This is a genomic window from Achromobacter pulmonis, from assembly GCF_021733725.1.
GTDB lineage: Bacteria > Pseudomonadota > Gammaproteobacteria > Burkholderiales > Burkholderiaceae_B > Achromobacter > Achromobacter pulmonis.
The window spans coordinates 169,532-194,219 of record NZ_JAIFOT010000001.1; the positions used below are offsets into that span (position 1 = coordinate 169,532).

At 66.4% G+C, this 24,688-nt stretch carries 25 protein-coding genes; 4 read left to right on the top strand and 21 right to left on the bottom strand.

The window, feature by feature from the left end:
• Window positions 1-20 precede the first annotated feature (20 nt).
• From paaE to paaA, 5 genes are all read right to left on the bottom strand, one after another.
• Window positions 21-1,109: a 1,2-phenylacetyl-CoA epoxidase subunit PaaE gene (gene paaE, locus K2W61_RS00835; RefSeq protein ID WP_175140815.1), complete on the bottom strand. Its 1,089-nt coding sequence runs from the start codon at window positions 1,107-1,109 to the stop codon at window positions 21-23.
• Between the two features lie 14 nt (window positions 1,110-1,123).
• Window positions 1,124-1,633, bottom strand: a complete 510-nt coding sequence (gene paaD / locus K2W61_RS00840) for a 1,2-phenylacetyl-CoA epoxidase subunit PaaD (protein ID WP_419761584.1) — start codon at window positions 1,631-1,633, stop codon at window positions 1,124-1,126.
• Window positions 1,627-2,391 carry a 1,2-phenylacetyl-CoA epoxidase subunit PaaC gene (gene paaC, locus K2W61_RS00845; RefSeq protein ID WP_175132443.1) on the bottom strand — a complete coding sequence of 255 codons (765 nt, stop codon included), beginning with the start codon at window positions 2,389-2,391 and terminating at the stop codon, window positions 1,627-1,629. Before paaC ends, paaD begins: the two co-directional genes overlap by 7 nt.
• Before the next feature lie 15 nt (window positions 2,392-2,406).
• A complete protein-coding gene (gene paaB / locus K2W61_RS00850; protein WP_236754941.1) occupies window positions 2,407-2,691 on the bottom strand; it encodes a 1,2-phenylacetyl-CoA epoxidase subunit PaaB in 285 nt (94 codons plus the stop codon).
• An 89-nt stretch (window positions 2,692-2,780) separates the two neighbouring features.
• The gene (paaA, locus tag K2W61_RS00855) at window positions 2,781-3,770 is read right to left on the bottom strand and encodes a 1,2-phenylacetyl-CoA epoxidase subunit PaaA (protein ID WP_175132442.1); all 990 of its coding nucleotides are present in this window, start codon (window positions 3,768-3,770) and stop codon (window positions 2,781-2,783) included.
• A gap of 172 nt (window positions 3,771-3,942) precedes the next feature.
• Between paaA and paaX the strand changes: the two genes are divergently transcribed.
• Window positions 3,943-4,872 (top strand): phenylacetic acid degradation operon negative regulatory protein PaaX, encoded by a 930-nt coding sequence (gene paaX / locus K2W61_RS00860; RefSeq protein WP_175140813.1) that lies wholly within the window; start codon window positions 3,943-3,945, stop codon window positions 4,870-4,872.
• A 9-nt stretch (window positions 4,873-4,881) separates the two neighbouring features.
• On the opposite strand, the gene K2W61_RS00865 is transcribed toward paaX, so the two are convergent.
• Together K2W61_RS00865 and orn are read right to left on the bottom strand one after the other, a co-directional pair.
• The gene (locus K2W61_RS00865) at window positions 4,882-5,517 is read right to left on the bottom strand and encodes an NAD(P)H-hydrate epimerase (protein ID WP_236754942.1); all 636 of its coding nucleotides are present in this window, start codon (window positions 5,515-5,517) and stop codon (window positions 4,882-4,884) included.
• A gap of 43 nt (window positions 5,518-5,560) precedes the next feature.
• Window positions 5,561-6,106 carry an oligoribonuclease gene (orn, locus tag K2W61_RS00870; RefSeq protein WP_175132439.1) on the bottom strand — a complete coding sequence of 182 codons (546 nt, stop codon included), beginning with the start codon at window positions 6,104-6,106 and terminating at the stop codon, window positions 5,561-5,563.
• Window positions 6,107-6,182: 76 nt separating this feature from the next.
• Here orn and K2W61_RS00875 point away from each other — a divergent pair, with 76 nt between their 5' ends.
• Window positions 6,183-7,433, top strand: coding sequence for a M48 family metallopeptidase (locus tag K2W61_RS00875; RefSeq protein ID WP_236754943.1), 1,251 nt, complete (start codon window positions 6,183-6,185; stop codon window positions 7,431-7,433).
• Entirely contained in the window at window positions 7,430-8,392 is a 963-nt protein-coding gene (rsgA, locus tag K2W61_RS00880; RefSeq protein WP_236754944.1) for a ribosome small subunit-dependent GTPase A, read from the top strand. Before K2W61_RS00875 ends, rsgA begins: the two co-directional genes overlap by 4 nt.
• A 103-nt stretch (window positions 8,393-8,495) precedes the next feature.
• Here the strand turns inward: rsgA and K2W61_RS00885 are convergent, their stop codons facing one another.
• A complete protein-coding gene (locus K2W61_RS00885; protein ID WP_175140811.1) occupies window positions 8,496-9,227 on the bottom strand; it encodes a CoA pyrophosphatase in 732 nt (243 codons plus the stop codon).
• Window positions 9,228-9,350: 123 nt separating this feature from the next.
• Window positions 9,351-9,731 carry a 50S ribosomal protein L19 gene (gene rplS / locus K2W61_RS00890; protein ID WP_006218237.1) on the bottom strand — a complete coding sequence of 127 codons (381 nt, stop codon included), beginning with the start codon at window positions 9,729-9,731 and terminating at the stop codon, window positions 9,351-9,353.
• Window positions 9,732-9,962: 231 nt separating this feature from the next.
• On the opposite strand from rplS, the gene K2W61_RS00895 reads away from it, so the two are divergent.
• A complete protein-coding gene (locus tag K2W61_RS00895) occupies window positions 9,963-10,835 on the top strand; it encodes a DMT family transporter (RefSeq protein WP_175132436.1) in 873 nt (290 codons plus the stop codon).
• Between the two features lie 57 nt (window positions 10,836-10,892).
• Here K2W61_RS00895 and K2W61_RS00900 read toward each other — a convergent pair whose 3' ends face one another.
• From K2W61_RS00900 to aspT, 12 genes are all read right to left on the bottom strand, one after another.
• On the bottom strand, window positions 10,893-11,321 hold the full coding sequence (locus tag K2W61_RS00900) for a hypothetical protein (RefSeq protein WP_236754945.1): 429 nt from the start codon (window positions 11,319-11,321) through the stop codon (window positions 10,893-10,895).
• Between the two features lie 72 nt (window positions 11,322-11,393).
• On the bottom strand, window positions 11,394-12,773 hold the full coding sequence (locus K2W61_RS00905) for a PA0069 family radical SAM protein (protein WP_236754946.1): 1,380 nt from the start codon (window positions 12,771-12,773) through the stop codon (window positions 11,394-11,396).
• A 212-nt stretch (window positions 12,774-12,985) separates the two neighbouring features.
• Window positions 12,986-14,284: a sulfate adenylyltransferase subunit 1 gene (locus tag K2W61_RS00910; protein ID WP_175132433.1), complete on the bottom strand. Its 1,299-nt coding sequence runs from the start codon at window positions 14,282-14,284 to the stop codon at window positions 12,986-12,988.
• Window positions 14,285-14,327: 43 nt separating this feature from the next.
• Window positions 14,328-15,236: a sulfate adenylyltransferase subunit CysD gene (gene cysD / locus K2W61_RS00915; protein ID WP_175132432.1), complete on the bottom strand. Its 909-nt coding sequence runs from the start codon at window positions 15,234-15,236 to the stop codon at window positions 14,328-14,330.
• A gap of 39 nt (window positions 15,237-15,275) precedes the next feature.
• On the bottom strand, window positions 15,276-16,022 hold the full coding sequence (locus tag K2W61_RS00920) for a phosphoadenylyl-sulfate reductase (RefSeq protein WP_236754947.1): 747 nt from the start codon (window positions 16,020-16,022) through the stop codon (window positions 15,276-15,278).
• Window positions 16,019-17,083, bottom strand: a complete 1,065-nt coding sequence (locus K2W61_RS00925) for a sulfate/molybdate ABC transporter ATP-binding protein (RefSeq protein ID WP_236754948.1) — start codon at window positions 17,081-17,083, stop codon at window positions 16,019-16,021. Before K2W61_RS00925 ends, K2W61_RS00920 begins: the two co-directional genes overlap by 4 nt.
• A 25-nt stretch (window positions 17,084-17,108) precedes the next feature.
• On the bottom strand, window positions 17,109-18,008 hold the full coding sequence (gene cysW, locus K2W61_RS00930; protein WP_236754949.1) for a sulfate ABC transporter permease subunit CysW: 900 nt from the start codon (window positions 18,006-18,008) through the stop codon (window positions 17,109-17,111).
• Entirely contained in the window at window positions 18,005-18,895 is an 891-nt protein-coding gene (gene cysT, locus K2W61_RS00935; protein ID WP_236754950.1) for a sulfate ABC transporter permease subunit CysT, read from the bottom strand. Before cysT ends, cysW begins: the two co-directional genes overlap by 4 nt.
• 24 nt (window positions 18,896-18,919) lie before the next feature.
• Window positions 18,920-19,948: a sulfate ABC transporter substrate-binding protein gene (locus K2W61_RS00940; RefSeq protein ID WP_419761585.1), complete on the bottom strand. Its 1,029-nt coding sequence runs from the start codon at window positions 19,946-19,948 to the stop codon at window positions 18,920-18,922.
• 225 nt (window positions 19,949-20,173) lie between these two features.
• Window positions 20,174-20,815: a peroxiredoxin gene (locus K2W61_RS00945; protein ID WP_175132427.1), complete on the bottom strand. Its 642-nt coding sequence runs from the start codon at window positions 20,813-20,815 to the stop codon at window positions 20,174-20,176.
• Between the two features lie 151 nt (window positions 20,816-20,966).
• Window positions 20,967-22,793 (bottom strand): acyl-CoA dehydrogenase, encoded by a 1,827-nt coding sequence (locus K2W61_RS00950; protein ID WP_236754952.1) that lies wholly within the window; start codon window positions 22,791-22,793, stop codon window positions 20,967-20,969.
• Between the two features lie 158 nt (window positions 22,794-22,951).
• Entirely contained in the window at window positions 22,952-24,655 is a 1,704-nt protein-coding gene (gene aspT, locus K2W61_RS00955) for an aspartate-alanine antiporter (RefSeq protein ID WP_175132425.1), read from the bottom strand.
• Window positions 24,656-24,688 lie beyond the last annotated feature (33 nt).

Consider the following 24,688-nt stretch of genomic DNA (forward strand, 5'->3'; position numbering starts at 1 on the left):
TGTGACTGGCGTGCGCCGGGTCAGGTTTCCTGGTCGAAGTCGATCACCAGGCGGTCGCTGACCGGAAAGCTCTGGCAGCTCAGGATAAAGCCTCGCGCCACTTCGTAGTCTTCCAGGGCGAAGTTGGCATCCATGTCCACCTCGCCCTCGACCACCTTGCAGCGGCAGGTGGAACACACCCCGCCCTTGCACGAATACGGCAGCTCGATGCCCTGCGCCAGCGCCGAATCCAGCACGCTGTCTTTGTTCTTGTCGATCACGAACTTGCGGCTGTGGCCGTCCTGCACCACGGTCACCTCGCATTGGCCCTTGCCGGGCGCCTGGCGGGCGTCCTGTCCCGTGCGCAACGCGCGCGGTCCCTTCGGCGCGCCAAACAGTTCGAATTTGATGTTCGCCTTGGGAATGCCGCGGGCCTGCAGCCGCTCGACCACGCTCTCGGTCATGGTCTGCGGACCGCAGACAAAAGCGTAGTCGATATCCTCGGGGCTCATCCAGGCCGACATCAACTGGTCGACCTTGTCCCCGTCCAGGCGGCCGTTGAACAGCTCGATGTCCTGGGTTTCGCGGCTCATGACGTAGACCAGCGAGAAGCGATCCATATACAGGTTCTTGAGGTCTTCGATCTCTTCGCGGAACAGCACCGCCGACGAGGCGCGGTTGCCGAAGAACAGCGTGAACTTGCTGTCGGGTTCGGTCGACAGCGCGGTCTTGACCAGCGAGAACACCGGCGTGATGCCGCTGCCGACGGCGAAAGCCACGTAGTGACGCTTGTTTTCGGGGGCGAAGTCGACGGTGAAGTTGCCGGCGGGCGCCATCACTTCCAGCGTCTGGCCCGGCTGCAATTCGTGATTGGCCCAGCTGGAGAAGACGCCCTCGTCGACCTTCTTGATGGCCACGCGCAACAGCTTGTCGTGCGGCGCCGAACAGATCGAATACGAACGGCGCAGTTCCTCGCCGTTGAGTTCGGTTCGCAGCGTCAGGTACTGACCCGGCCGGAACGAGAACTCGTCGGCCAGCGTGTCGGGCAGGTCGAAGGTCACGACCACCGCGTCGCGCGTGTTGCGCGCCACCGAAGCCACTTTCAGGGGGTGGAATTGGTTCAGGCTCATTCTCGAAACCACTCTCAGTGAGTCTTGAAGTAATCGAACGGCTCGCGGCAGCTGACGCAGCGGTACAGTGCCTTGCACGAGGTCGATCCGAAGTTGCTGACCAGGCGCGTGTCGCGCGAGCCGCAACGTGGGCATTCGATGGCGGGCCCGGCATTGCGCCGGCTGATGCCCGAGATGTCGATGGCCTGCTGCGCGGGCGCGGCGATGCCGTAGTCCTTGAGCGCGGCGCGGCCCTTTTCGCTCATCCAGTCGGTGGTCCAGGCGGGTGACAGACGCGTCTCGACGCGCACCTCGCCCAGCCCGTGGCGCCCCAGCACCTGGCGGATATCCTCGGTGATCTCGCGCATGGCCGGGCAGCCGGAGTAGGTCGGCGTGATGACGACCACGCAGGCGTCACCGTCGAACGCCACGTCCCGCACCACGCCCAGATCCACCACCGACAGCACGGGGATCTCCGGATCGGGAACCTCCTGCAGCCAGGCGTAGACCTGTTCGATGGACACGGGCGCGACAGCGTTCACCACTTGGCTCCCGGATAGGCGCGCGGCAGGAATTGCATTTCCGCCAGCACATAGCCGAGCTCCTCGGTGTGCCGGCCCTGGCGGCCGCCACGGTGCGCCGGATGATTCGCGGCCGCCGCTTCGGGCATGGTCAGCGTGGCCTCGTCCAACACCTCCGCCACATGCTGCTCCCAGGGCGCGCGCAGCGCCGCCAGTTCGCAGCCAATGCCGCGCGCGGCCATGTCCAGGTCGATCGCGTCGTCGCTGAACAACTCTCCGGTGAAACGCCAGGCGTCGTCAATGGCCGCCTGCATCTTGCCGCGGCTGACGTCGGTACCGTCACCCAGGCGCACCACCAAGTCGGACGAGCGCCGCACATGGTAGGTCACTTCCTTGAGCGACTTGGCGGCGATGCCGGCCACACGCTCGTCGGACGATTGCGTCAGGCGCTGCAGCAGGAAGTAGTGCCAGACGTCGAACAGGAATTGGCGCGCCATGGTGTCGGCGTAGTTGCCATTGGGCCGCTCGACCAGCAGCGCATTGTGGAACTGGTGAGCATCGCGCAGGTAGGCCAGCGCATCCTCATCGCGGCCGGCGCCCTCGACCTCGCCAGCCAGGGTCAGCCACATGCGGGCCTGGCCCAGCAGATCGAGCGCGGTGTTGGTCAGCGCCAGATCCTCTTCCAGGATCGGGCCGTGGCCGGTCCAGGCGCCCAGCCGCTGCGACAGGATCAGCGTGCTGTCGCCCAGGCGCAGCAGGTATTCGAAGAAAGTCTTGTCCATGTCTCCTCCGCCGCCTTACATATGCTTGATTTCTTCGGGCATCGGAAAGAACGTCGGGTGCCGGTAGACCTTGCTGTTGGCCGGTTCGAACAAGGGGTCCTTGTCGCCCGGGCTGCTGGCGGAGATATCGGACGCTCGCACCACCCAGATGCTCAGGCCTTCATTGCGGCGGGTATAGACGTCGCGGGCGTGGTTGATCGCCATTTCGGCGTCGGGCGCATGCATGCTGCCAACGTGCTTGTGGGCCAGGCCGTGCTGGCTGCGGATGAACACTTCCCACAAAGGCCAGTCTTTGCTCATGATGGATATCCTCGGATGCCGGGCGCGCCTCGCGCCCCCGGGTATGGATGAGTCAGGAATTGGAAGGCCGGGCGCCGCCCGGCCCGGGCTCAGGCCGCCTTGCGCTCGGCCTGCTTATCGGCGTGGGCGACCAGCGCCTCGCGCACCCAGGCGCCGTCTTCGTGCGCCTTGACACGCGCCGCCAGGCGCTCGCGGTTGCACGGGCCGTTACCCTTGAGCACCGCGTAGAACTCGGCCCAGTCGATCTCGCCGAAATCGTAGTGGCCGCGCTCGGCGTTCCACTTCAGGTCGGGATCGGGAATGGTCAGGCCCAGGTATTCGGCCTGCGGCACGGTCTGGTCGACCATCTTCTGGCGCAGTTCGTCGTTGGAGAACAGCTTGATCTTCCAGGCCATCGACTGGGCGCTATTGGGCGAGTCGGCATCCGAGGGACCGAACATCATGAGCGCCGGCCACCACCAGCGGTTCAGCGAGTCCTGCACCATCGCCTTTTGTTCGGGCGTGCCATGCAGGCACATCTGCATCAGCAGGTCGTAGCCCTGGCGCTGGTGGAAGGACTCTTCCTTACAGACGCGCACCATGGCGCGGGCGTAGGGGCCGTAGGAGCAGCGGCACAGCGGGATCTGGTTGATGATGGCCGAGCCGTCGACCAGCCAGCCGATCATGCCGATGTCGGCCCAGCTGAGCGTGGGATAGTTGAAGATGCTGGAGTATTTGGCGCGCCCGGCGTGCAGGTCGTCGATCAGGTCGTCGCGCGACACGCCCAGGGTTTCGGCGGCGCTGTACAGGTAGAGCCCGTGGCCGGCTTCGTCCTGCACCTTGGCCAGCAGGATGGCCTTGCGCTTGAGCGACGGGGCGCGGGTGATCCAGTTGCCTTCCGGCAGCATGCCGACGATTTCGGAGTGCGCGTGTTGCGAGATCTGGCGCACCAGCGTCTTGCGGTAGGCCTCGGGCATCCAGTCCTTGGCCTCGATCCGCACGCCATCGTCGATGCGGCGCTGGAACGTCTGTTCGCGGCCTTCGAGCTGGTCGGCGGTCTTGACCTGCTTGACGCCGGTTTCGACGAGTTGAGCGTACATGTTTGTCTCCTTGAGACGGTTTGCGATAGCGCAAAGCAAACGCCGCGCAGGGCCGTCATGTCATAGGCGGATTATTTAATACAAAAAAACCATTGTCAAACTCAAATCTGTATCACATTGGATTTATGTATCATATCCAGGATCCCGATATCGGCCCCTTGTGGCCCCCCTTATGGCAAACCCTCAGTCGCCCCTGGACCGTTACCTGTCACGCCTGATCAAGAGCGATCCCCCGCGCGCCAAATCGCTCTGCGTCAGCCTGCTGGGCGACGCCCTCGCGCCGCATGGCGGCGCCATCTGGCTGGGCGACCTGATCGAGCTGCTGGCCCCGCTGGGCATCAACGAGCGCCTGCTGCGCACCAGTGTGTTCCGGCTGGTGGCCCAGAACTGGCTGCAATCCGAGCGCCATGGCCGCCGCAGCCTCTACCTGATTTCCGAGCAGGGCCAGCGTCACACCGCGCACGCCTCGCAACGCATCTATGAAGGCGCGCCGCAGGAATGGAATGGGGAATGGACGCTGGTGGCGCTGCCACGCACCGGCAACGGGCTGGCCGAACGCGCGGAACTGCGCCGCGAGCTGGTCTGGGAAGGGTTCGGCATGATCGCGCCCGGGCTGTTCGCGCATCCGCACACCGAGGCGCGCGCGGCCCATGAGATCCTGGAAAAGCTGGGCATTCCGGACAAGGCGCTGGTGCTGTCGGCGCGCGACCTGGCCGGCGCCGGCGGCCTGCCGATAGCCAGCCTGGCCTCGCAATGCTGGAACCTGGACGACGTAGCCGAACAATACCGGCAGTTCAGCCGAAATTTCGGCCCCTTGGAAAAACTGCTGGAAACGCCCCCGTCGCCATCCGAGGCCTTCATCGCGCGCGTCATGCTGCTGCACAATTGGCGCCGGATCGTGCTGCACGATCCGCAACTGCCGGGGCCGATGCTGCCCGACAACTGGCCAGGCCACGCGGCCCGCGACATCTGCGGCCGCATCTATTGGCAGGTGTTCGATGCCTCGGAGGCGCACTTGAACGCGCTGGCTGGCCGCGACAATGATCGCTACACGCCCCTGGCCTGCGATATCGCGACCCGCTTCGGCGGCCGGCCGGCGTAGGCGGCCTGCTCAGCCGGGGCCGCCCGCCCCTGTCATCGCCACGCCCAGCGTATCGAGGTGGGATTCGCCCGCGGCATCGGCCGCGGCCCCCGGCCGGGCGAGACCCCGGGCGCGGGCAATGAACGACAGGGTCCAACGAGCCAGGATGGGGCGTCCCAACGCCGCACCGGTATCGGCGTCGATACCGCTGGGCACATCCAGCGCCAACACCGGCAGGCCCCACGCATTGACAGTGTCGACCAGCGCCTGCCAATCGGGGCCCAGGGGGCGGTTCAGGCCGATGCCGAACAGGCCATCGATGACCAGGTCTGGCGCCGGATCCGGATCGAGCGCGCTCAGGCATGTTCCGCCCGCCCCGATCCAACCGGCATAGGCATGGGCAGCGTCGGCCGGCAGGCCCTGCGCGCCCGCGGGCAGGACGACACGCACGTCATATCCCATTTCGCGCAGGCGTGTTGCCGCCACCAGGGCGTCGCCGCCATTGTTGCCCGGCCCGGCCAGCGCCAGCACCCTGGCGCCCGGCGCGAGCCGCGCGGCCACGAAACGGGCCGCTGCCGCGCCTGCCAGCGGCATCAGCCGCCGGCCTGCGGCCGAGGCCTGGCGCTCGGCGGCGCGGATGCTGGCGACGGAATATGAAGCGGGCATGACAACGCTTGGAAAAAACGCACCTCCGGCGAGAGGCCGGCCGTTACACCTTCAGGAAGTGCTCGCGGTAGTACTTCAATTCGTCGATCGACTCGTAGATGTCGGCCAGCGCTTCGTGGCGGCTCTTTTTCTCAAAGCCCTTGTACACGGCCGGCGCCCAGCGGCGCGCCAGTTCCTTGAGCGTGCTGACGTCGAGGTTGCGGTAGTGGAAGAACTGCTCCAGGCGCGGCATGTAAGCAAACATGAAGCGGCGGTCCTGGCTGATGGTGTTGCCGCACAGCGGCGACTTGCCGGCCGGTACGTGCTGCGCGAGAAACGCCAACAGCGTATCCTCTGCCTGCGCTTCGGAGATCGTGGAGGCACGGACCTTGTCGATCAGGCCGCTCTTGCCATGGGTGGACTTGTTCCAGCTGTCCATGGCGTCGAGCAGGCTGTCGGGCTGGTGCACGACCAGCACGGGGCCTTCGGCGACCACGGTCAGGTCGGGCTCGGTGACCACCACGGCGACCTCGATGATGCGTTCTTTTTCAGGATCCAGGCCGGTCATTTCCATGTCCAGCCAGACCAGGCGGTTTTCGTTCACAGCCATATAATTTGCCTATAAAACATGCGATTTTCGGACATCTGATTTTCGCACATCCCCATTTGAGCCCGCCGCACCGCCCATGTTCACATTGCTGTTCGTTGCCTTCCTGCTGACCGATATCGCCGTGCGCATGTGGCTGGCCAGCCGCCAGATCCGCCACGTGGCGCGCCATCGCGACCAGGTGCCGCCGGAATTCTCCCACCGTATCGGCCTGGCCAGCCACCAGCGCGCGGCCGACTACACGGTGGCCCGGGTCAGGCTGGGCATGTTCGAACGCACCTACGACGCCATTCTGCTGGTCGGCCTGACGCTGCTGGGCGGGCTGCAGGCGATTGACCTCATGGTGGGCCAGCTTACCAGCAATGATTTCCTGCGCCAGATGCTGCTGCTGGTGGCCGTGGCGCTGCTGCTGGGCCTGCTGGGCCTGCCCTTCACGCTGTGGCGGCAGTTCAAGCTGGAGGCCCGTTTCGGCTTCAACCGCATGACGCCCGAGCTTTTCATCTCCGACGCGGTGAAAGGCCTGCTGGTAGCGGCCGCGCTGGGCCTGCCCTTGGCCGCCGCCGTCCTGTGGCTGATGGGCAGCGCAGGGCAGTACTGGTGGATCTGGGCCTGGGCGCTATGGACAGTGTTCAACCTGGCGCTGCTCATCGTCTATCCGATGTTCATCGCGCCGCTGTTCAACAAATTCACGCCGCTGTCCGACCCCGAACTTGCCGGCCGCATCCAGCGGCTGGCGCAACGCTGCGGCTTCGCGCTCAACGGCCTGTTCGTGATGGATGGCTCGCGTCGTTCGGCGCACGGCAACGCGTATTTCACCGGTTTCGGCCGCTCGCGCCGCATCGTGTTCTTCGACACGCTGCTGGCGCGCCTGAACGCTGACGAGATCGAAGCCGTGCTGGCACATGAGCTCGGCCACTTCGCCAAGCGCCACATCATCAAGCGCATCCTGTTCAGCTTCGCGGCCGCGCTGGCCTTTTTCGCCCTCCTGGGCTGGATCGCGCAGCAACCCTGGTTCTACGTGGGCTTGGGCGTGCTGCCCCAGTTGGGCGGTCGCAACGATGCGATGGCGCTGCTGCTGTTTTTCCTGACCATTCCGGTGTTCACCTTCGTCTTCACGCCGCTGGCCAGTTGGTACTCGCGCCGCGACGAGTTCGAGGCCGACCGCTATGCGGCCGAGCAAAGCTCGCCGGACCGCCTGGTCTCCGCCTTGGTCAAGCTCTACGACGACAACGCCGCCACCCTGACACCCGATCCCGTGCATTCCGCCTTCTACGACAGTCATCCCCCCGCCGCCGTGCGCATCCGCCACCTGACGGCGCCTGCGGCATGAGCATGAACGACCGCCACAAGGCCGCTTTCCGGGACGCGCCGGCACACGGTGCAGTGACCGACGCCGCCAACGAAGGCCGCATCATCGCGGCGCACGGCCGCCACTACACCGTGGAGCTGGCCGACGGCAGCCTGCGCAAATGCTTCCCCCGCGGCAAGAAGGCCGGCGCCACGGTCGGCGACCGCGTCCGTATCACGCCGCAAGGCCAGGACGAAGGCGCCATCGACGCCATCCTGCCGCGCCGCAACCTGCTGTACCGCTCCGACGAAATGCGGTCCAAGCAGTTTGCCTCCAATGTCGACCAACTGTTGATCGTGGTCGCAGTGCAGCCGACCTTCTCCGATGACCTGACCGGCCGCGCGCTGGCCGGCGCCTGGAGCGCCGGCATCGCCCCGCTGATCATCCTGAACAAGACCGACATTGCCGACGCGCTGCCCGCCGCCCGCGCGCGCCTGGCACCCATCGCCGCGCTGGGCGTGGACATCGTCGAGCTGAGCGCGCTCGAACCCGAAAGGGTGCACGCGCTGCTGGCGCCGCGCCTGGCCGGCCGCACCAACCTGCTGCTGGGACAAAGCGGCATGGGCAAGTCAACACTGCTGAACGCGCTGGTGCCGGACGCCGCCGCGCCCACTCGCGAGCACTCGACGGCGCTGGACATGGGCAAGCACACCACCACCAGCACCCGCCTCTATCACCTGCCCGCGCCGGGGGGCGACCTGATCGATTCCCCCGGCTTCCAGGCCTTCGGCCTGCAGCACCTGAGCCGCGAGGACATCATTCGCGGCTTCCCGGAATTCGCCACGCCGATCGAATCCTGCCGCTTCTACAACTGCACCCATCGCCATGAACCAGGCTGCGGCGTGGTCGCGGCGCTGGATGCAGGCCGGATCGATCCCGCGCGCTACGCGCTGTACCTGCGCATCCTGGACGAAAACCTGGCGGGCCAGCAGCGCTACTGAGACATGGCGGACAGCCGCGGGCGCGGCCAAGCCGTCGCCATGCCGACGGCGATCGGATCAACGACAAGCGCCACGGCGCCAGACCCGACGCGCGGCCGCCATCTCAACGCGGCTGGAAACCGTTGCGCACCAGGTGGTACAGGTTGCGCAGCATGCCGGCGGTGGCGCCCCAGATGAAGTGCCGGCCATAGGGCATGCCGTAATAGCGGCGCACCCGGCCGTCTTCCAGCCGCGCCTCGTACAGGCGATGATTGGCCGGGTCCATCAGGAACGACAGCGGCACTTCGAACACCTCGGCCACTTCGAAGGCGTCCGGAGCCAACTGGAAGCCCGGTGTCACCAGCGATACCACGGGAATGATCGAGAAGCCGGTGGCGGTCAGGTACGGAGGCATGCTGCCCAGCACTTCGACATGATTGGCCGGCAACCCGGTTTCTTCCTGAGCCTCGCGCAACGCGGCAGCGATGGGCGTGGCGTCGCTGGTTTCGATGCGGCCGCCCGGAAAACTGATCTGGCCCGCGTGGTCATGCAGGTGTGCCGCGCGCTGGGTCAGCATGATGTGCACCCCGTCGGCGCGCGTCACCAGCGGAATCAGGACAGCGGCGGGCACGGGGGCGCCCTCCCGTCCGGGATAGCGCAGGTCGTTGTCGCGCGACAGTTCGAGCGTCCAGGTGGACGGCTGGCTGAGCGTGCCGCGCAGTTGGTCGGGTGTCAGCAGGCCGGCCGGCACCGCCACCAGCGAATCATTGGCGACCACCCAGGGTTGCGACGCCGGGTCGAACCCGGGCCGCACCAGCGGCCGGCGTGGCCGCGCAGAAGACGAGGAATCAGACATTCGGCTTTTCAAAAAGAAAAAGGCACCCTCGCAGGTGCCTTTTTAACCCGGAAACCCGGGCCGGACGATAACGCTGGATGGCGTGTGCGTCCGACACTGGTAGGGCCGTGTGCCGATAAGCGATCAAGCCGCCGAGGCTTGCTTGCTGACCAGCTTTTCCTTGATACGCGCCGACTTGCCCGAGCGGTTGCGCAGGTAGTACAGCTTGGCGCGGCGCACGTCGCCGCGGCGCTTGACTTCGATGCCGGCGATTTGCGGCGAGTACAGCTGGAACGTACGTTCCACGGCTTCACCCGACGAAATCTTGCGCACGGTGAACGCGGAGTTCAGGCCGCGGTTGCGCTTGGCGATCACGACGCCTTCGAAAGCCTGCACGCGCTTGCGGGTGCCTTCGACGACATTCACGCTCACGATGACGGTGTCACCAGGAGCAAATTCAGGCTTGGCTTGGCCGCCGGTCAGACGGGCAATCTCTTCCTGTTCCAGGATAGCGATAAGGTTCATTGAGAACTCCTAGATCATCATGCCTTTGCGGACTAAAAGCGCTTTGCCGTTCGATGTTGTTCGGGCCGTAGTCAATCACGGCCGTGTACCGCAAGCAGAGGATGAGATTTGGCAAACCAATGATTCTACACCAAAAACCGCCAGGCGCCTCAGGTAAGATGAGGCCCTGCCCGCGGTTTGCGGTACCCTAGCGGTTTCTGTAACAAACACGTCATAAGACGCTGTTCCCCCATGTCGTATTCGTCCCTGTTATTGGTCGTCCTGGCGGCGATGGCCCACGCAACGTGGAACCTGCTCGCCAAACGCGCGGCCATGGTGGGCGCCCCGTTCGTCTTCGCCTATGGGTTGTGTGCCTCGGTGCTGTATGCGCCCTGGGTCATATGGGTGTTGCTGCACGACGGCATGACCTGGACCTGGCCCGTGGTGGGAGCGATCCTGACATCCAGCCTGTTGCATCTGGGCTACAGCCTGTGCCTGCAACGTGGCTATCAAGTGGCCGATCTGTCGGTGGTTTATCCCATCGCCCGCGGCACCGGTCCCCTGCTTTCGACCACCGGCGCCTTTCTGTTGCTGGGCGAACCGGCCACGGGCACTGGCATCGCCGGCATGCTGTGCGTGGTGATCGGGGTGTTGCTGATCGCCACGCAGGGGCGGCTGTCGATTTTCCGCAACGCCCAGGCCTGGGTGGGCGTGCGCTGGGGCATGGTGATTGGCCTGTTCATCGCCGCCTACACCGTGGTGGACGCCTATGGCGTGAAGGTGCTGCTGATCAGCCCGGTGCTGTTCGACTGGTTCACCTGTGTCACCCGCACCGCCATGATGACGCCACACATGATGAAGCGCCGCGCTCAATCATGGGCCTCCATGCGCGGCCATTGGCACCTGGCGTTGGCAGTGGGCTTGCTGTCGCCGCTGGGCTACATCCTGGTGCTGTATGCGCTGCGCAATGGCGCGCCGCTGAGCCTGGTGGCCCCGGCGCGGGAAATGTCGATGATGCTCGGTACCCTGGCCGGGATGTTCCTGCTGCGCGAGAAAGTCGGCCCTGGCCGCCTGGCGGGCTGCCTGTCGATCCTGGCGGGCGTGATCCTGCTGGGCTCGACCTGAACGCGAAGCGGCCCTCGGGCGTGACACGCCACGGCCGGCCCGCACCACGGTGCGGCCTCAAAAACCGCCGGCCACGCCCAGCCACATGAGACCGGGAATCATCGCGCCCCATGCCAGCACCAGCACCACATCCAGCACCATGCGCTTCACGCTGACCTGATCCGACACCGGTTCGACCGTGGCGTTGCCCAGGCAGCGCCCACCGGCAGCGGAAGCGTCCTGGCCGGCAGCCGGCGGGAACGGCCACTTGCCCGGCAACGTGCCGGTGCGCTCACGTTTGCGCGGCTCGACTTGGGCAGGGGCATCCACGCGGGGCCCCGCAGGCAAGGCTGGTTCCGTGGTGGCGGCCGGCACGCCCATCCACGGCATCGCCAACCCGGTGAAACGGGCGCCGATGGCGCGGGCGCGCTGGGCCGCGCGGCGCAACGGGGACAACGACACGGCGGCCAGATCGTCCGGCAGGACGGAGAGTTGAGCGGTGTTCATAAGGAACTCCTTGTAACGCGATCAGGAACCACGGCGACACGCCGCGGCGGCAACCCGGGGATGACCCACGGATCAATCGAACAACGACAATTGCCCGGCAACCATGGCGCGCAACTGGCGCGCACCGCGCCCGTAGGCGCCAGCCACGGGCACGGCACTGGCAAAAGGGACCCCTGAAGACGCTTGCGCGCCAACCGGGGATGGGAAAACGGGAACATCTGCTGTACCGGCGGGCAATGGCGGCTGGAAGTGATCACAGTCGAGCGCCAGGCGGTGACGGTTCAGCCCCAGCTTGCGGGTGGCCACGGCGAAGCGCTGGCGCAGCAGGTCGGCCCAGATGCCGGTGCCGCGCATGCGCGAACCAAAGTTGGGGTCGTTGCGGCGGCCGTTGCGCAGGTCTTCGATGCGATGCAGCACGCGCTGGGCGCGATCCGGGTAATGGGCGTTGAGCCAGTCTTCGAACAGGGTTTTGACTTCCCAGGGCAGCCGAACGACGGTGTAGCTGGCGTAGTGGGCACCGGCAGCCTTGGATTCCTGCAGGATGTGCTCCATGGCGTCATCGTTGATGAACGGGATCACGGGCGCCACCAGCACGCCGACCGGCACGCCGGCGGCGGTCAGGTTGCGCACGGCCTCCAGGCGGCGCCAGGGAGCGGCGGCGCGCGGTTCGAGGGTGCGGGCCATGTCGGCATCGAGCGTGGTGATGCTCATGTAGACCACCACCAACTTCTGCTCGGCCAACGCGGCCAGCAGGTCGAGGTCGCGGGCCACCAGCGCGTTCTTGGTGACGATGGTTAGAGGGTGACGCGTTTCGAGCATCAGCTCGAGCATGCCGCGCGTCAGGCGCCAATCGCGCTCGATGGGCTGGTAGGCGTCGGTGGCCGAGCCGATGTTGATGGGCGAAGGCTTGTAACCGGGCCGACTGATTTCCGCCCGCAACGCCTGGACCGCGTTGGCCTTGGCCACCAGGCGGGTCTCGAAGTCGAGGCCGGGCGAATAGCCCAGGTAGGAATGGGTCGGGCGGGCGTAGCAGTAGACGCAGCCGTGCTCGCAGCCGCGGTAGGGGTTGACGGCAACGTCGAAGGGAATGTCGGGCGAGTCGTTGCGCGACAGGACCTTGCGAGCTTCTTCGGCGGTGACGGTGGTTTTGGGAGCGGCCGGCGCAATGCGGGCATCCGGCAGGATGGGAATGACCGTAGCCGGCGAGCCGGGGCCGCTGCGGCGCGCTTGGCCGCCGGGAACATCTGCGGCAAATGCGGGGGAATTATCGGGGACAGTGTCGACGAAATCGGCCGGGAGGCCCGAGGCAGACCAGCCATCGTCGATCCGCACGCGGTCGTCTTGCTGGAAGCGATGCCGAACATTAGTAACCGCACCCCGACCGCGCAAGGCGGCGGGGGCGGCAGCCGGGGACCCAGAACCGGCGGGAAAAGAATGATCGGTACGTGCCATGGAAACTACTGTACAAAAACACAGTGGTTTTAGCAAGCACCAAAAGCCTTTTCGTAAGACAACCCCACTTTACCGCAAGACGAAGATGGCGTCCGGACAATTCGATTCCACGTTGCGATATTGCCCGGAAAGCCGCGCCAGCATTGACTTTGGAATAAAAGCAACACCCAAAGCCGGCATCCGGGGAAGGCTCCGCCCCCCCCCTTCGTGGCTTATCGCAGCATGCCGGCTGCCGCGGTCTGGTGCGTGGCCTCGTCGATCAGGATGAAGGCGCCCATGGCGGGCACATCGGCATAGCGATCGACGGCCAGCGACTCGCGCGTGGTGAACGTGACGCGGCCGATGTCATTCATGCGCAGCGTGCCTTCGGTGTTCTCCACTTCCTGCAATTCGTGGATGTCTCGATGCGTGAGGACGGCGCGGATCTTCGCCGACGTCAAGCGCGTGCCGTGCTTGAGCAGATACTTGCGCGCGGGGTTGAGCGCCTGCGCGTCGAGCCAGCAAAGCTCAGCCTCGAATTCGCGCGCCACCTGCGCCGGCGCCGACCCATGCACGATCACATCGCCGCGCGACACGTCGACATCGCGGTCCAGCACCAGCGTGACCGAATCACCCGCCACCGCCTCGTCCAGCGCGCGATCGAACAGGCGCACTGCCTGCACCCGCGCCGTCACGCCCGAGGGCTGCACCGCGATCTCGTCGCCGGGACGCAGCACGCCGCTGGCGACGCGTCCCGCGTAGCCGCGGAAATCCTCCTTGAGACTGCCATCGTGGCGCGCCACCCATTGCACGGGAAAGCGCAGCGGTCCGGCGCGACCATCGGCCGCCAGATCGAGCGACTCCAGCAACGTCAGGAGCGGCTGGCCCGCATACCAGGGCGTCTTGTCCGACCGCGTCACCACATTGTCGCCATTCAGCGCCGACAACGGCAGCGCGTCGAAATGTTGGATGCCGAGCTTGTCCGCCAGCGCGGCGTAGGCATCGCGGATGCGCGCGAACACGGCCGGGTCCCAATCCACCAGATCCATCTTGTTGACCGCCACCACGATGTGGCGGATGCCCAGCAGCCGCGCGATGGCGCTGTGGCGCTTGGTCTGGGGCAGCAGTCTGCCGTCGGCGGCGCGGGTGGCGTCAATCAGGATCACCGCAACGTCGGCGGTGGACGCGCCGGTCACCATGTTGCGGGTGTACTGCTCGTGGCCCGGCGCGTCGGCGATGATGAACTTGCGCGCCGGCGTCGAGAAGTATCGGTAAGCCACATCGATGGTGATGCCCTGCTCGCGCTCGGCCTCCAGGCCATCGGTCAGCAGCGAGAAGTCGATGCCGCCCTCGGCCACGCGCTTGTATTTGGCGCGCGAGATCGCGTCGAGCTGGTCGGCGAACACGCCCTTGCTGTCGTACAGCAGGCGGCCGATCAGCGTCGATTTGCCGTCATCGACCGAACCCGCGGTGATCAGGCGCAGCACGCCCGTGTCGGCGCCGGAAAGAAAAGAGTCGTTTACTGCGTTCATATGCGTCCCCTGTGGGCCGGCCTGGCGCCGGCCGCTCCTGCGATCAGAAATAGCCTTCCTTCTTGCGGCGCTCCATCGAGGCCTCGGAAGTCTGGTCGTCCATGCGCGTGGCGCCGCGCTCGGTGATGTCCGTGACGGCGGTCTCGGCGATGATGGCGGCGGTGTCGGCGGCGTCCGAGGCCACCGGGCAGGTGCAGGAAATGTCGCCGACGGTGCGGAAGCGCACCGACAGGCGCTCGACCGTATCGCCCTCCTGCGGCGGCGTCAGACGCGTGACCGGCACCAGCAGGCCCTTGCGCCGCACCACCTCGCGCTCGTGGCTGAAGTAGATGGGCGGTAGCGCCAATTGCTCGCGCTGGATGTACTGCCAGACGTCCAGCTCGGTCCAGTTGGAGATCGGGAACACCCGCATGTTCTCGCCGCGATGCACCTTGGTGTTGAACAGGTTCCACAATTCCGGGCGCTGGGCCTTGGGATCCCACTGGCCGAATTCGTCGCGGAACGAGAAGATGCGTTCCTTGGCGCGCGCCTTTTCCTCGTCGCGGCGGGCGCCGCCGATGCAAGCGTCGAAGCCGAATTCCTCGATCGCCTCCAGCAGCGTCACGGCCTGGGCCGCGTTGCGCGAATCGGTTTCGCGGCGCAGCACCACGCTGCCGCGCTTGATCGAGTCTTCCACGCTGCGCACGATCAGCGTCTCGCCCAATTCGGCCGCGCGGGCATCGCGAAAGGCGATGACCTCGTCGAAGTTGTGGCCGGTGTCGATGTGCATCAGCGGAAACGGAAAACGCCCGGGACGAAAGGCTTTCTCGGCCAGGCGCAGCAGCACCACCGAATCCTTGCCGCCCGAGAACAGCAGCACGGGCTTCTCGCTTTCGGCCGCCACCTCGCGCAGGATGAAGATGGCTTCCGATTCCAGCCAGTCCAGGTGGCTGCGTTGGATCACTGCGGACATGAATATTCCCCTAAAACGGATATCTGAAGGATGACGGCGTCAGGCGCGGGGCGCCGCGACGAGGCCAATCACCCGGTTGCCTGCGTGCAGGCCGCATTCCTTGGAGTCCGACGACTCCCACCACCAGCGCCCGGCCCGCAGGTCTTCGCCCGGGCGGATAGCGCGGGTACAGGGTTCGCAGCCGATCGACGGATACCCCTGGTCGTGCAGCGGGTTGTAGGGAATGCCGAGGCCACGGATCACGCCCCAGACATCCTCTTCGCTCCATTCGGCCAACGGATTGAACTTGTAGAGGCCGAACGTGGCGTCATCCTCTTCCAGGTGCAACTCGCCGCGCGTCGCGGACTGCGCGCGCCGCTGCCCGGTGATCCAGGCGCCGCGGCCTGCCAGCGCGCGCTTGAGCGGCTCCACCTTGCGGATCTGGCAACAGGCCTTGCGCAATTCGACGCTTTCGTAGAAGGCATGGGCGCCATGCTCGGCCACGTGGCGCTGCACCGCGCCGACGTCGGGCCGATGGACGGTGACGTCGCGCCCATAGCGTTCGCGCACCGCGTCCAGCACGCCCAGGGTCTCGGCATGCAACCGGCCGGTGTCGAGCGTAAAGACTTCCAGATCCAGGCCGGCGCCATAGATGGCGTGCGTCAGCACCATATCCTCGGCCGCCAGCGACGAGGCCAGCGCCGCGTCGGGATAGCGCTGTTGGATATCGGCCAGCCGCGCGAGCAATTCGTTCCAGCGGGCCCCCAGGGCCGGCGCCAGGCCGGCAGCCAACGTGGCGGCGGTCATGATTGCACCGCGAAGACACACGCCCGGCGCGGGCGGGCCAGCAGCGCGTCGCCATCGCGCAGGCCGAGCTCCCGGTACAGATGCTCGGGCACTTCCGCCTCGATGACGTCGCCGGATTCCTCGCTGGCCAGTTCCAGGTAGGCGCTGGGACCGGCCAGGTAGGCGTGCGACAGGCGCACCGGAATGCCGGCGCCGTCCGCGCGGTAGCGCTCGATATCGAATTCGTGCGGCCGCACATAGGCGATGGCGCGCCGGGCCTCGGCCTGCGCCAGGTCAGGCGCCGGGAGCGATAGCCCCGCCCCTTCCCAGACGCCGCCGCTGGCCACGCCCTGCAACGGGTTGACGTCGCCCAGGAAGCCGTAGACGAACGGCGTGGCCGGCCCTTCCCAGACCTCGCGCGGCGTGCCGACCTGTTCGATCCTGCCGGCGTTCATCAGCACCACGCGGTCGGCCACCTCCAGCGCCTCTTCCTGGTCGTGGGTGACGAACACGCTGGCCACGTTCAGCTCGTCGTGCAGACGACGCAGCCAGCGCCGCAATTCCTTGCGCACCTTGGCGTCGAGCGCGCCGAACGGCTCGTCCAGCAGCAGCACGCGCGGCTCCACCGCCAGCGCGCGCGCCAGGGCGATGCGCTGGCGCTGGCCGCCCGACAGTTGCGCCGGGTAGCGATCGGCCAGCCAGTCCAGTTGCACCAGATTGAGCAGGTCATGCACCTTGCGCCGGATCCGGTCTTCGGACGGCCGCTGCGAGCGGTGCTTGACGCGTAGCCCGAAGGCGACGTTCTCGAACACCGTCATGTGCTTGAACAGCGCGTAGTGCTGGAACACGAAGCCGACCTGGCGCTGGCGCACATCGACCGCGGTGGCATCCTCGCCGGCGAACAGCACGCTGCCGGTGTCGGCCGATTCCAGCCCGGCGATGATGCGCAGCAGCGTGGTCTTGCCGCAGCCCGAAGGCCCCAGCAGCGCCACCAGCTCGCCGGTCTCGATATGCAGCGACACATCGTTGAGCGCGCGGAACTGGCCGAAGCGCTTGGATAGATTGCGAACCTCGATACTCATGCTTGTCTCCGTCTGGCCGGCCGCGTCAGGCGACGGCCGGCTTGATGGCCGTCGCCGGCCCGGGATACTCCACCGGCAGCGCCGCCGCCGTCAGGTAGCGCGCGTTGCGCCACTCGACCACGTTCTTGGCCACCAACGTCACCAACGCCAGCAGCGCCAGCAGCGATGCCACCGCGAACGCCGCCGAGTACTGGTATTCGTTGTAGAGAATCTCCACATGCAGGGTCATGGTGTTGGTCAGGCCGCGGATCTGGCCGGACACCACCGACACCGCGCCGAACTCGCCCATGGCGCGCGCATTGCAGAGGATGGCGCCGTACAGCAGGCCCCACTTGATGTTGGGCAGCGTCACGCGCCAGAAGATCTGCCAGCCGTTCGCCCCCAGCGTCAGCGCGGCCTGCTCTTCCTCGCTGCCCTGCGCCTGCATCAACGGGATCAGCTCGCGCGCCACGAACGGGAAGGTCACGAACAGCGAGGCCAGGATGATGCCGGGCACGGCGTAGACGATCTTCAGGTCATGCTCCTGCAGCCAGCCGCCGAACCAGCCCTGGGCGCCGAACAGCAAGACGAACACCAGGCCGGCCACCACCGGCGAGACCGAGAACGGCAGATCGATCAACGTGATCAGGAACTGCTTGCCGCGAAACTGGAATTTGGTAATGGCCCAGGCGGCTGCCACGCCGAACACCAGGTTCACCGGCAACGCGATCGCCGCCACCAGCAGCGTAAGCCGGATCGCGGCCAGCGCGTCGGGCTCGACGATGGCTGCCAGGTACAGCTGCCAGCCCTTGCGGAAGGCTTCGACAAACACCGCCGCCAGCGGCACCAGCAGGAACAGCGCCAGGAAGCCCAGCGCCAGCAGCAGCAGGACGCCGCGCACCCAGCGCGGCTCGGTCAGGTGGGCAGGACGGTCAGCAAAGCTCATGCCTGTCTCCCAAGGCCGCGACGGGCCTGCCAACCCTGCAGCAGATTGATGATGAGCAGCAGCACGAACGACAGCGCCAGCATCACCGTGGCGATGGCGGCGGCGCCCGCGTAATCGAACTGCTCCAGCTTGGCGATGATCAGCAGCGGCGTGATCTCGGACACCATCGGCATGTTGCCGGCGATGAACACCACCGAGCCGTATTCGCCGACGGCGCGAGCGAAGGCCAGCGCGAAACCAGTCATCAACGCTGGCAGGATGGTCGGCAACAGCACGCGGCGGATCGTCTGCCAGCGGTCGGCGCCGAGGCTGGCGGCGGCCTCCTCGATCTCGCGCTCGACGTCTTCCAGCACGGGCTGCACCGTGCGCACCACGAACGGCACGCCGATGAAGATCAGCGCGATCACGATGCCCAGCGGCGTGAAGGCCACCTTCAGGCCGAACCAATCGGCCAACGGCGCGCCCAGCCAGCCCTTTGGGGCGTACAGCGCGGTCAGCGCGATGCCGGCCACGGCGGTGGGCAGCGCGAACGGCAGGTCCACCAGCGCGTCCAGGACCTTCTTGCCGGGAAAGCGATAGCGCACCAGCACCCAGGCCACGATGGTGCCGAACACCAGGTTGACCAGCGCCGCCAGCAGCGAGGCGCCGAAAGTGAGTTGATAGGAGGCGAGCACGCGCGGCGCCGTGACCGTATCCCAGAAGCCCTGCCAGCCCAGCGAAGCGCTTTTGATCGGCAGCGCCGCCAGGGGGATCAGTACGAGCACGCTCAGGTAAAGCACCGCGTAGCCCATGGCAATGCCGAAACCGGGCAGCACACCCGGGCTGTTGCGCCGAACGGCGAAAGGCGCCTGCGCGCTCTTTGCCGTCGGAATCGAGGCTGAAGTCATGGCCGTCGTCCGCTGCTTGTCCGCTTAGTTCTTCTGCGGCTGGTAGATCTGGTCAAAGGTGCCGCTGTCGCTGAAATGGTCTTTCTGCGCCTTGCGCCAGCCGCCGAAGATCTTGTCGTCGATGGTCACCAGCTTGACTTTGGGGAACTTGCTTTCGTACTTGGCGGCCACGGTCTTGTCGATCGGCCGGTAGTAGTTCCTGGCGATGATTTCCTGCGCCGCCGGGGTGTAGAGAAATTCCAGGTAGGCCTGGGCCGCGGCGCGGGTGCCCTTCTTGTCGACGATCTTGTCGACGATGGCCACGGGCGGCTCGGCCAGGATCGACAGCGACGGCACCACGATGTCGAACTTGTCCGGGCCCAGTTCCTCCTGCGCCAGAAAGGCTTCGTTCTCCCAGGCCAGCAGCACGTCGCCCACGCCACGCTCGACGAAGGTGGTGGTGGCGCCGCGCGCGCCGGTGTCCAGCACCGGCACGTGCTTGAGCAGCTCGCCGACGTAGGCACGCGCCTTGTCTTCGCTGCCGCCGTTCTTTTCCAGCGCGTAGGCCCAGGCGGCCAGGTAGTTCCAGCGGGCGCCGCCCGAGGTCTTGGGATTGGGCGTGATCACCTGCACGCCGTCCTTGACCAGGTCGTCCCAGTCCTTGATGTGCTTGGGATTGCCCTTGCGCACCAGGAACACGATGGTCGAGGTGTAGGGCGAGCTGTTCTGCGGCAGGCGCGCCTGCCAGTTCTCGGGCAAGAGGCCGCGGTCGGCGACGGCGTCGATGTCATAGGCCAGGGCCAGCGTCACCACATCGGCTTCCATGCCGTCGATCACCGAGCGCGCCTGGCGGCCGGAACCGCCGTGCGACTGGCGAATGGTCAGGTCGACACCGGCTTTGTCCTTGTATTGCCGGATGAAAGCCTCATCGATGGCGCGATACAGTTCGCGCGTCGGGTCATAGGAAACGTTCAACAGGGTCTGCTTCTGCTGCGCCTGCGCCGGCGCGATGGCGGTGAGCGCTACGGTCATTGCGGCCAAGACGGCCAACCATCCGGCTTTCCTGAAAGACATTCCTTGCTCCCTTCGCGTGTTTGGCAATGTGGAAGCAAGTGTGCGGGCGGCCTGACCTGAAAGGAACGAATCATTCCTTGATTGCTCATCGCTCCCAGGCATATAGCGCGTCCGCCGCCACCCATGAAAAAGCCGCGTATCTCCAGGGAATACGCGGCTTCGCGGGCGTTTTTCGAACGCCGTCCGGCAAGGCGGCGCGGGCCGCCCCAAACACGGATTGCTTATTTACTTATTCGGCTGAGGCGTAATGCGCAGGTACGGACGCACCGCCTTGTAACCCTTGGGGAACTTCTGCTTGATCACGGCCTCGTCCTGCAGCGACGGCACGATGATGACGTCGTCGCCGTCTTCCCAGTTGACCGGCGTGGCCACGCTGTGGCTGTCGGTCAGCTGCAGCGAATCGATGACGCGCAGGATCTCGTTGAAGTTGCGGCCGGTGCTGGCCGGATAGGTGATGATCAGGCGCACCTTCTTGTTCGGGTCGATGATGAAGACCGAGCGCACCGTCAGCGTGGCGTTGGCGTTCGGGTGGATCATGTCGTACAGCTCGGACACCTTGCGGTCCTTATCGGCCAGGATCGGGAAATTGACCTTGGTCGATTGCGTCTCGTTGATGTCCTCGATCCACTTGCTGTGCGAATCGGCGTCGTCGACCGACAGCGCCAGCACCTTGACATTGCGCTTGGCGAATTCGTCGGCCAGCTTGGCGGTGTAGCCCAGTTCGGTGGTGCAAACCGGCGTGAAGTCGGCCGGATGCGAGAACAGCACGCCCCAGCTATTGCCCAGATACTCATGGAAACGGATCGGGCCGACGGAGGATTCCTGTTCGAAATCGGGCGCGGTGTCGCCCAGGCGTAGATGGCTCATGGTGTCTCCTGCTTGCGGATTCGGGTTGCGGAATCGACCGGCCGCCTGCCTGGCGGCCGGCTGGAAAACGTTTCGGCGGCGGCCTGCGCCACCCCTCGAAACGATTCTTCCATCAAACCTGCTGCATGGGAAATACGCAAGACATATAACCTTATGCAATATTCGCGGCCGCGCCGCAGGCGTCCGCCACCCCGCCGGCACGCACCGCCACCGACAGCGCCAGGGCGCGCGGCAGGATGTGGGCGGCGTAGAACAATCCGGTCGCCTGCTTCTCTCGGTGGAACGGATCCGTCGATCCCCCCGCCAAGTGCCGTCGGCAGGCCAGCACGGCGCGTGCCATCTGCCAGCCGCCATGCACCACGCCGGCCAGCATCAGGTACGGCACGCTGCTGGCATACACCGCCCGGATATTCGCCGCCGATTGCTCCAGGATGAATTCCACGCCGGCCTCATACGCCTGGATCGCGCTGTCGAGGTTGTCGCGCAGCAGGCGCAGGCCGTCGCGCTCGGAGGCCGCCGCGCGCGACGCTTCGGCCTCGACCGCCCGCAACGTCTCGCGCATGGCGGCGATGGCGGCGTAGGCAGTGGCGCCGGCATCGCGCTGGGTCTTGCGGCTGACCAGGTCATTGGCCTGGATTGCGGTGGTGCCTTCGTAAATCGGCAGGATGCGCGCATCGCGGTAGTACTGCGCCGCGCCGGTCTCCTCGATATAGCCCATGCCGCCATGCACCTGGATGCCGAGCGAAGCCACCTCCACCGCCGATTCAGTGGAAAAGCCCTTGACGATGGGCACCATGTACTCGTAGAAGGCACGGTTGCGCGCGCGCTGTTCCGGATCCGGGTGATGCGCGCCCTTGTCGTGCGCCGCCGCTGTCACATAGGACACGGCGCGCGCCGCCTCGGTCAGCGCCTTCATGGTCAGCAGCATGCGCTGCACGTCCGGGTGGCGCGCGATCGGGACCGGGGCGGTGGAACCTTCGACCGCCCTGCCCTGGACCCGTTCACGCGCATATGCCAGCGCGTGCTGATAGGCGCGCTCGGATACGCCGATGCCCTGCTGCCCGACCGAATAGCGCGCCGCGTTCATCATGATGAACATGTATTCCAGCCCGCGGTTCAGTTCGCCCACCAGGTAGCCGACCGCGCCCTCGCCCGCTTCACCTTTGCCCGCGCCATACAGCAGCACCGCGGTGGGGCTGCCATGGATGCCCAGCTTGTGCTCCAGCGAGGCGCACCAGACGTCATTGCGCGGCCCCAGGGCGCCGTCGGCGCCGACCAGGAACTTGGGCACTATGAACAGCGAGATCCCCTTGACCCCGGGGGGCGCATCCGGCGTGCGCGCCAGCACCAGGTGAATGATGTTCTCGGCCAGATCGTGCTCGCCGTAGGTGATGAAGATCTTCTGGCCCGCCAGGCGATAAGAGCCGTCGTCCTGGCGTACCGCGCGGGTCGCGACCTGGGCCAGGTCCGAGCCGGCCTGCGGCTCGGTCAGGTTCATGGTGCCGGTCCATTTGCCGCCGATCAGATTGGGCACGAACGTCCTGCGCTGCTCATCGGAGCCGACGGTAAGGATGGCCTCGATCACGCCGTCGGTCAGCATTGGACACAAGGAGAACGCCAGGCTGGCGGCCTGGATGTTCTCGGCCGGCGCGGCCGCGACCAGCTTGGGCAGGCCCTGTCCGCCCCAGGCCTGAGGATGCTGCAGGCCCTGCCAGCCGCCGGCGGCGTAATCCTTGAAGCCCTGGGCATAGCCCGGTGTGGTGGTTACGCGGCCATCGCTCCAGACTGGCGGCCGGGTGTCGCCCGGCACATTCAGCGGCACGATCGCCTGTTCGACGAAGCGGCCGTTTTCTTCCAGGATGGCGTCCACCACATCGGGCGTCACGTCTTCGAAACCGGGCAACTTGAGGACGTCGTCCAGGCCGGCCAGTTCCTTCAGCACAAAACGGAAATCCTGCAGGGGGGTAAGGTAGGGCATCTTGTCTCCGTAGGCTCGCTCCCGTGACGGCGGGCGCAGCCAGGTGCGGTGGGATGCCGCCTTGGACGACACGCGGCGCGGTCGATGGCGGTCTCGGTAGTTTCCCTGACCTATGTTAAACCCTCGCTCACTGTCGCGGGCCGTCGCCGGCCCCGCCGTCATCCGCCCAGGTGATGGGCCAGCGCGACGATGATGGGCCCCAGCACCGGCAACAGCACATTGGCGATGGCGTAGGTGACCGTGTAGCCCAGCAATGGCACGGCGCTACCGCTGGCACCCAGGATGGCGCTGATGGCCGGTGTGCTGACGTGTTGACCGGCAATGGCGCCCACCAGCAGCGGTCCTTCGATCTTGAGCAACTTGTGCCCGACCCACAGCGACAGGCAAGCCGGGCCCAGCGACACCAGCAGGCCGATCAGGGGTAACACGGCGCCATGCTCCCTTATCAGGGAGACGGCTTGCGGTCCGGCGGACAGGCCGACACTGGCGACGAACACGGCCAGGCCCAGGTCCTTGAGCAACTGCACCGCGTGGTCCGGCATGTGCCCGAGCGCCGGACGCTTGGCGTTGATCCAACCGCACACCAGGCCGCTGACCAGCGCGCCGCCGCCGCTGCCCAGCGAGACCGGTATGCCCCACAGGCGCGCGCCGAGGCTGCCGATCATCAGACCGGCCAGGATGCCGAACGCCAGGAACACCAGATCGGTGACGCCGCTGCGCCGCAGCGCATTGCCCAGCGCCGCCCCGGCCTGCGACAGCTCGGGTTCGGCGCCGACCAGCGTCACCAGGTCGCCGTACTGCACCACCGTGGACGGCATGACCGGCAGCATGTGCCCCGACCGCTGGATCGATTGCAGGAACACCCCGCGCGCGCGCCTGGCGCCCGGCCGCTGGGCCAATTCCCCCACGGTGTGGCCATTGACGGCCTTCTTGCTGACAATGACTTGCAGCTCGGTCAGTTGCAGGTCGTCCGCGTGGGCTTCGGGCAACTGGATTTCCGGACCGATCACCGGCCCCGCCCGCAACACGAAGCGGCGCGGGCCCAGCACCACGACGATATCGCCGGTAGCCAGCCTGTCTCCGGTGGCGGGCTCGATCGCCTCGCCATTGCGCAGCACGCGGCTGATGGCCGTGCGGCCGCCCAGCGCCGCTTCGACCTGGGCCACCGTCCACCCATCGGCGTCCTTGACCACATGCGAGCGTCCCACCAGTCGCGGCAGGGTCGGCATCATGATCTCATCGGCCTCGCCCGCCGGGGCGCCCAGCTTCTGCTCGAGCGCCCTGGAAGCCTGGCGCAGATTGATGCGCAACAGGGCCGGCGCCACCTGGCTGGTGAACAACACAATGCTGATCAGGCCTACCAGATAGGTCAGCGTGTAGGCGGTGGCGATGTTGGCCTCCATGCGCTGCACTTCGGCCTGGGCCAGGCCCAGGTGCTTGAGGGCCTCGGCCGCGGTGCCGACCACGGCCGATTCGGTCGCCGCCCCCGCCGCCAGACCGGCCGCGGTGCCGGCATCCAGTCCGAACAACGGCACCGCCAGCAGCACGATGGTCAGCACCAGGAGGGCTTCGATCAGCGGCAGCAAGATATAGCGCAGGCTGGCGCGGTTCAGGTTGGCGAAGAACTGCGGCCCGCCCGAATACCCCATGGCGAAGATGAACAGGGCGAACGCCACTTCCTTCAGGTCGCCGCGCGTCTGGCAGCCGCTCTGGCCGATCAGCAAGGCGACGATGAGCGTGCCGCAGACGCCTCCCAGCTGGATCGGCCCGACCCGCAGCTTGCCAATCAGGTATCCCAGCCCCACCGTGAGAAACAAGACGGCGATGGGAACGCTATTGAAGAACCCGACGGAGCACGTCATAAGCGCGTCTCACCCTGGCGATGGCGGCGTCCC

Bases quoted from the DNA above. Each gene is read 5' to 3' on its own strand.
- paaE (WP_175140815.1), bottom strand. From the start codon at position 1,109: ATGAGCCTGAACCAATTCCACCCCCTGAAAGTGGCTTCGGTGGCGCGC.
- paaC (WP_175132443.1), bottom strand. From the start codon at position 2,391: ATGGACAAGACTTTCTTCGAATACCTGCTGCGCCTGGGCGACAGCACG.
- paaB (WP_236754941.1), bottom strand. From the start codon at position 2,691: ATGAGCAAAGACTGGCCTTTGTGGGAAGTGTTCATCCGCAGCCAGCAC.
- paaA (WP_175132442.1), bottom strand. From the start codon at position 3,770: ATGTACGCTCAACTCGTCGAAACCGGCGTCAAGCAGGTCAAGACCGCC.
- paaX (WP_175140813.1), top strand. From the start codon at position 3,943: ATGGCAAACCCTCAGTCGCCCCTGGACCGTTACCTGTCACGCCTGATC.
- K2W61_RS00865 (WP_236754942.1), bottom strand. From the start codon at position 5,517: ATGCCCGCTTCATATTCCGTCGCCAGCATCCGCGCCGCCGAGCGCCAG.
- orn (WP_175132439.1), bottom strand. From the start codon at position 6,106: ATGGCTGTGAACGAAAACCGCCTGGTCTGGCTGGACATGGAAATGACC.
- K2W61_RS00875 (WP_236754943.1), top strand. From the start codon at position 6,183: ATGTTCACATTGCTGTTCGTTGCCTTCCTGCTGACCGATATCGCCGTG.
- rsgA (WP_236754944.1), top strand. From the start codon at position 7,430: ATGAGCATGAACGACCGCCACAAGGCCGCTTTCCGGGACGCGCCGGCA.
- K2W61_RS00885 (WP_175140811.1), bottom strand. From the start codon at position 9,227: ATGTCTGATTCCTCGTCTTCTGCGCGGCCACGCCGGCCGCTGGTGCGG.
- rplS (WP_006218237.1), bottom strand. From the start codon at position 9,731: ATGAACCTTATCGCTATCCTGGAACAGGAAGAGATTGCCCGTCTGACC.
- K2W61_RS00895 (WP_175132436.1), top strand. From the start codon at position 9,963: ATGTCGTATTCGTCCCTGTTATTGGTCGTCCTGGCGGCGATGGCCCAC.
- K2W61_RS00900 (WP_236754945.1), bottom strand. From the start codon at position 11,321: ATGAACACCGCTCAACTCTCCGTCCTGCCGGACGATCTGGCCGCCGTG.
- K2W61_RS00905 (WP_236754946.1), bottom strand. From the start codon at position 12,773: ATGGCACGTACCGATCATTCTTTTCCCGCCGGTTCTGGGTCCCCGGCT.
- K2W61_RS00910 (WP_175132433.1), bottom strand. From the start codon at position 14,284: ATGAACGCAGTAAACGACTCTTTTCTTTCCGGCGCCGACACGGGCGTG.
- cysD (WP_175132432.1), bottom strand. From the start codon at position 15,236: ATGTCCGCAGTGATCCAACGCAGCCACCTGGACTGGCTGGAATCGGAA.
- K2W61_RS00920 (WP_236754947.1), bottom strand. From the start codon at position 16,022: ATGACCGCCGCCACGTTGGCTGCCGGCCTGGCGCCGGCCCTGGGGGCC.
- K2W61_RS00925 (WP_236754948.1), bottom strand. From the start codon at position 17,083: ATGAGTATCGAGGTTCGCAATCTATCCAAGCGCTTCGGCCAGTTCCGC.
- cysW (WP_236754949.1), bottom strand. From the start codon at position 18,008: ATGAGCTTTGCTGACCGTCCTGCCCACCTGACCGAGCCGCGCTGGGTG.
- cysT (WP_236754950.1), bottom strand. From the start codon at position 18,895: ATGACTTCAGCCTCGATTCCGACGGCAAAGAGCGCGCAGGCGCCTTTC.
- K2W61_RS00940 (WP_419761585.1), bottom strand. From the start codon at position 19,948: ATGTCTTTCAGGAAAGCCGGATGGTTGGCCGTCTTGGCCGCAATGACC.
- K2W61_RS00945 (WP_175132427.1), bottom strand. From the start codon at position 20,815: ATGAGCCATCTACGCCTGGGCGACACCGCGCCCGATTTCGAACAGGAA.
- K2W61_RS00950 (WP_236754952.1), bottom strand. From the start codon at position 22,793: ATGCCCTACCTTACCCCCCTGCAGGATTTCCGTTTTGTGCTGAAGGAA.
- aspT (WP_175132425.1), bottom strand. From the start codon at position 24,655: ATGACGTGCTCCGTCGGGTTCTTCAATAGCGTTCCCATCGCCGTCTTG.